Below are 5576 nucleotides of genomic sequence, written 5' to 3'. Positions count from 1 at the left end.
CTACCTCGCCGAGCAGGGGCTGGTCGGCGACCATCTGATCTGCCTGGACGGCGGTGCCGATCCGCGCATCTGGCATGGCTCCTTCGGCTCGCTGGAAATGCAGGTGGTGATCGAGGGCCGCTCCGGCCATGCCGGCCAGCGGAACTCCGGCGACAACGCGCTGGAACGCGCGATCCCGATCATGTCCGGCCTGCTGGAGCTGAAGCAGGTGGTCGAGCAGCGCAGCTCCGTCGTGCGCGGCAAGGACGGCGGCCCGCTGCGGCCGATCCTGGCGGTGACCGTGATGCAGTCCGGCACCAAGGCCAACAACATCCCCGCCCGCGCCGTGATCGGCCTCAACCGCCGGTACGCGCCCGAGGAGAACGACGAGGCGGCGCTGGCCGAGATCCGCGAGGCGGTGGCGCGCGCCGCGCCCGAGGGCACGCGGTGGGAACTGCGGGTGACGGGGCATCTCGCCGCCGTGCTGGATGCCGATCAGGGGCCGCACTGGCCGCGCTGGTCGTAAGGGCACTTGCGTCGTCATCTCTCCGACCCATCGCCGTCGCGTCGCCCAGTCGATCCTGCGCACCGCAAAAATCGAAGCTGAAAATATCGCTCCGCCGACCGCCGAGGCGATTGATGCGCGCTACCGTGAGTCGATTCTCACAAATTCGCTTTTGAGTGACGTAATCACCGAAGATGAGCGTCCAAGTGTGGACAGTCTGCTAGCCAAATGGGCACCGGAAGCCCTGGCTGCTGCCTATCTGCGCCTGCAGCTCACCACCCGTCCGATCCCCGAGGATATCTCGGCCACCCTGGTCGAAGATTTCGGCAAGCGCGAGCCCCGTACCCGCGAAGCCTTTGCTGGCGGCACCTGGTTCAAGGTCACGGTCGGTCGCAAGCAAAGAGCCGAGCCACGCTGGCTTTTGCCGATGATCTGCAAGGCCGGCAACGTCACCAAGGGCGCCATCGGCTCCATCCGCATCTTCGACACCGAAACCATCTTCGAGGTGGCCGCGGATAAGGTGGATAGTTTCCTCAAGGGCGTCGGCAAGAACGGCACGGGCGAAAAGGGTGTCTACATCTCCGCCATCGATGGTCCGATCGAACAGAAGCCGCAGTCCAAGCGCCGTCCCCCGGGACCGCCGGTCCCCTATGACCCTTCTGCGCCGCGCCCCGAAAAGGCCGATCGCAAGCAGCGTTATGGCTCGGGCAAGCTGAAGGCGGAAGATTTCGATGCTCCTGCCGTCGAGGGCCCGCGCCCGCCTAAGCCTTTCAAGCCAAAGGAACAAAAGCCCTTTGACAAAAACAAGGGCAAGCCGAAGTGGTCCAAGCCTGCCGAGGGCGATGCCCCGCGCAAGGCCAAGCCCAAGGACCACAAGAAGCCCCGCGCTTACGACTGATCGCAAAATTCTATCCCCGCCCTCGGGCGGGGATTTATTTTATGGTCAAAAACGCTAGCGCGCTTCCGCCGGCCGCAATTCGCCAAGCCGCGACATGTTGCCAAAAGCCATGATCGCCGCGCCGACAACGGCAACACAGGCCCCGACCATCAGCGCAAAGCGGTAATTCCCGCCTGTGGTCAGCAGCCCAAATGCCGTCGCCCCCAAAAGGTTGGCGGCAATGGCCACGACATCCATCAGCGATGTCGACAATCCCACCCGGCCTTTGATCGCATCCTGCACATATGGAATGTTGACGCTCATCAGCGCCGCCGTTCCCAGCCCATTGAGCAGCAGCAGCCAGTAGAACGCCGTCATGCTGGTCAGAATGCTGGAAATCCCGATAAACGCCGCCATCACCAGACCCGCCGTCGCGAGCAGCGTTTCCTTGGTCCACCTGGTCGTGAGATAGGCAAGCAATAGCATGCACGGCGCCTCGATCGCGGCTGTGATCCCGGCATAAAAGCCGACATCGGTAACAGTCCCGCCGAGATCCCCAACGATAAACAGCGGCACCGTAAAGGTCAGGATGCGCATGGCCGCGGTCATCACGACGAGCCCGGCAAGACCCGCAAGCGTGCCAAGGGGGAGAGCAAAGGTCGAGAGCAACGACGCGCCCTCGGCCCGCACCGGCGCCGGCATCTGCACGGCCGTCCCCTTGTCGGCCATCAGCAGCGCAAAGATCGCCGCCACGGCCGCGTAGCTCAGCGACGAGGCGAGATAGACGTTGAAAATATCGAGCTCCGCCGCGATCCAACCGGCGAGCGGCGGCACCACGATCCAGGCCAGCGTGAACACCATGCGCATGGTTGTCACCATGAAGTCGGCGCGTTTGGCGTCATGGGTCACATAAAAGACCCGCAGATAAGCAAAGCACTGTCCATAACAGGCGCCGGCCACCGGCATGACCAGCGCCATCGCAAGCGTAAAGCTCAGCTGCGTCGGCCAGATATAGATCATGCCATGGCCAATGATCCCGGCAAGGGCGGTGGCCAGTACCAGCAAACGCCGATCGGGCAATTTGTCCGAAATATAGCCCAGCGTCAGCGACACCAGCGTGCCCAATATTGACCCGGCGGCCATCACCGTTGCGAACCAGCCCGGCGACATGCCGAGCGTGTCGACGCCCACAAGAGAGGCATAGGGCAGGGTGGCGGCATAGGTGACGCCTGAAAAGAACATGTTCGTTCCAAGCAGCGCCGTCACCGGCAGGCGTGGTCTCGCAGTCATCGTCCCCTCCCAGAGAGCGGCAAGACCTAGCGCCGGTCTAGGAATTCGTCCATCGAAATCGATTGCATGACTTGGAATCCGCTGTGATCGCTCCTTTCGGAGGCGTAGAATGCGCGTTCCGCGTCAGGTCCCGTGGGCCTGGGCGGCCAACATGGGAGGCCCTCGATGACGGCCTATAATATTGTGCGTATGCGGGTGAAACCCGGCTCCGAAGACGCGTTTATTGCCCATCACGATGCGCTGCTGAAGACGACAGGCAAGGAGCTGCAAGCCGCCGGCATGCGCCGCTTCAGTCTCGTCAAGACCGGGGATCGGTCCTATTGCGTTCTCGGCGAATGGGATGGTTTTGACAGCATCGTCAAGGCGCGTCCCACCATGATCAAGTCGCTCGACGGCCTGCGGGCGATGCTCGAAGACCTGGGCGGCGATCTCGGCGTCACCGACCCGGTTTCGGGCGAGGCAGTCGCCGAATACAACATGCCAAAGCACTAGCCTGGCAGTCTCGCCACCGGGCTCGTCCCGGTGGTCCATCGAGACGCGAGCCGGACGCTATGCCGGCTCCCGCACACCCGCCCGCTCGATTTCCTCGGCCAGCACGGCAATCTCGGCCGCGTGCTTCTCGCCGGCTTGCTCTATGCCATCCATCCAGGTGCCAAAGCGCTTGAGGAGGGGCACGAAAGCGGCGACGTCTTCCGGGCTCCACTCAGCCAGAAAATCCCCCATGACGAGGAACTTGTAGGCGCGAACAGCCTCGACGACCGCAATCCCGCGATCCGTCAGTTCGATAATCGTTCGCCGCGCATCCGCCTGGCTCACGGCCCGGCGGGCATAGCCCTTGTCCACCATTTCGCTCACCAGCCGGCTGGCGCGCGAGGGGTCGATATTGATCCGCTCGGCGACTGTCGCGATCATGGTTTCCGTCTGCGGCTCGCCGTGATCGGTTGGGCCGGCTATGGCGACGAGCACGTCGAACTGCGCCAGGTCCAGGTCTACCTTGAGCTGGGCCAGGGCCCGATGCCCCAGTTCCCGTTTGTTCGCACGGCGACGCCACTTTTGCATGAGCGTATCGATTTCAATAACCGCCTCTGCGGTCGCGGCGTCGTGCCCCGCCTGAAGCAGCAAGGCGTTTGGTTCGGTTTTGTCACTCAGCGGCATGGCAGCCCCCGCAGTTTTGCATGCTAGTCACAATTGCATGCTATTGACATGTAATTGCTTCAAGCACATTTATGCGTTCAGAATTCATTTCGCAAGGGCCGACGCTGGACGCCGGTCCTCTCTATTTTGAGGATTGCCCTAATGTCCCAACCCATTCAACCGGCTGAAGCGCCGCAGGATCAGTCCGTCAAGCTGATCATCGGCGCCGTGGCCGTCACGCTTCTCCTGGCCTCCCTTGGCCAGACCATTGTTTCCGCGGCTCTTCCGACCATTGTCGGCCAGCTTGGCGGGCTCGATCACCTCACCTGGGTGGTCATCGCCTACCTGCTTAGCTCCACAGTCGTCGCGCCGATTTACGGCAAGCTCGGCGACCTCTTCGGCCGCAAGGTCGTGCTGCAGGCGGCCATCACCATTTTCGTCGGTGGCTCCATCCTGTCTGCCATGGCCAATTCAATGACCATGCTCATCGTCGCCCGCGCCATCCAGGGCCTGGGCGGTGGTGGCCTCATGGTCGTCGCCATGACGGTGGTGGCAGACGTCATCCCGCCCCGCCAGCGCGGCAAGATCCAGGGTATTTTCAGCGCCGTCTTCGGCGTCTCGACTATTGCCGGCCCGCTGCTTGGCGGCGTCATCGTCGAGCATTTTTCCTGGCAGTGGATTTTCCTGATCAACCTGCCTGTCGGCCTCGTGGCCCTCGCCGTCATCACCTTCGTGCTCAAGCCCCGCGCCGAACGCGTCGCCCACAGCATCGACTATCTCGGCTTCATCCTGCTCTCGGTAGGTCTCACCTCGATCGTGCTGGCGACGTCGCTCGGCGGCAATACCTGGGCCTGGATGTCGTTTGAAATCATTGGCTTGGTCGTCCTTACCCTCGCTGCACTCGGCGCCTTCCTCTATGTCGAAAGCCGCGCCGCCGAGCCGGTGCTGCCGCTGACGCTCTTTGCCAACAACACCTTTGCGGTGTTCAACTCCATCGGCTTCCTCGTCGGCATCGCCATGTTCGGGTCTATCACCTTCATCCCGATGTACTTGCAGCTCGCCAAGGGCGTGTCGCCTACCGACTCTGCCATGCAGCTCATCCCGATGATGATCGGCATGATCGGCGCCTCGATGCTCTCGGGCTTTGCCATGACCCGCTCGGGCAAGTACCGCTTCCTGCCGCGTCTCTCGACCTTCGTACTGACGATCGGCCTCCTGCTCCTCGCCTTCATGCAGCTCGACACGCCGTCATGGCAGATCGCGCTCTTCATGTTCCTCGTCGGCGTCGGCATCGGTCCGGTCAACAGCGTCAGCGTCACCGCAACGCAGAACGCGGTGCCGCGCAATCTCGTCGGCGTTGCCACCGCCGGTACGACCCTCTTCCGGCAGATCGGTGGCTCCATCGGCATTTCGGTGTTCGGCGCCATCTTCTCGGCCGGCCTTGCCGCGCGCCTCGATAGCCTGCTGCCCGACGGCCAGTCCGGTCACGGCGTTTCCCCCGCCATGGTGGCGAGCCTGCCCGAAGACCTGCGTGGCCCGGTCCTTGAAGCCTTCGCGTCCTCGCTGCATCCGATCTTCTTTGCCGCCGCGGCCGCTTCGTTCCTCGCTTTCGCGCTGACCTTCCTCGTCGAAGAACTGCCGCTCGCCAGCTCCCTGCGCCACGAGCCGGAAGCCGAGATCGACGCCGAAGAAGCAACGCTCGCCGCCGTCGCTGCTGCCCCGGCCACGGTCACCCGCTAGGCCTATCAAATAAAAAGGGCCGCACTGATCCTCAGTGCGGCCCCGGTATTC

General features: G+C 63.2%; 6 protein-coding genes. 4 read left to right on the top strand and 2 right to left on the bottom strand.

The window, feature by feature from the left end; all coding sequences use genetic code 11:
- Together J0I64_RS04375 and J0I64_RS04370 are read left to right on the top strand one after the other, a co-directional pair.
- On the top strand, nucleotides 1–505 hold a 505-nt coding region (locus tag J0I64_RS04375), incomplete at its 5' end, for a peptidase dimerization domain-containing protein (protein ID WP_291406389.1).
- Nucleotides 468–1382, top strand: a complete 915-nt coding sequence (locus J0I64_RS04370) for a DbpA RNA binding domain-containing protein (RefSeq protein WP_291406388.1) — start codon at nucleotides 468–470, stop codon at nucleotides 1380–1382. The genes J0I64_RS04375 and J0I64_RS04370, both read left to right, overlap by 38 nt.
- A gap of 54 nt (nucleotides 1383–1436) precedes the next feature.
- Here J0I64_RS04370 and J0I64_RS04365 read toward each other — a convergent pair whose 3' ends face one another.
- A complete protein-coding gene (locus J0I64_RS04365; protein ID WP_291406387.1) occupies nucleotides 1437–2651 on the bottom strand; it encodes an MFS transporter in 1215 nt (404 codons plus the stop codon).
- Between the two features lie 165 nt (nucleotides 2652–2816).
- On the opposite strand from J0I64_RS04365, the gene J0I64_RS04360 reads away from it, so the two are divergent.
- Nucleotides 2817–3143 carry a DUF718 domain-containing protein gene (locus J0I64_RS04360; protein WP_291406386.1) on the top strand — a complete coding sequence of 109 codons (327 nt, stop codon included), beginning with the start codon at nucleotides 2817–2819 and terminating at the stop codon, nucleotides 3141–3143.
- Nucleotides 3144–3200: 57 nt separating this feature from the next.
- On the opposite strand, the gene J0I64_RS04355 is transcribed toward J0I64_RS04360, so the two are convergent.
- Entirely contained in the window at nucleotides 3201–3806 is a 606-nt protein-coding gene (locus J0I64_RS04355) for a MarR family transcriptional regulator (RefSeq protein ID WP_291406385.1), read from the bottom strand.
- A 141-nt stretch (nucleotides 3807–3947) separates the two neighbouring features.
- On the opposite strand from J0I64_RS04355, the gene J0I64_RS04350 reads away from it, so the two are divergent.
- Nucleotides 3948–5525 (top strand): MDR family MFS transporter, encoded by a 1578-nt coding sequence (locus tag J0I64_RS04350; RefSeq protein ID WP_291406384.1) that lies wholly within the window; start codon nucleotides 3948–3950, stop codon nucleotides 5523–5525.
- Nucleotides 5526–5576: the final 51 nt, after the last annotated feature.

This window comes from Devosia sp. (genome assembly GCF_017307565.1).
In the GTDB taxonomy this organism is placed as follows: Bacteria; Pseudomonadota; Alphaproteobacteria; order Rhizobiales; family Devosiaceae; genus Devosia.
Note: the sequence above shows the minus strand (reverse complement) of the source record. Positions and strands in the feature narration are given on the sequence as shown.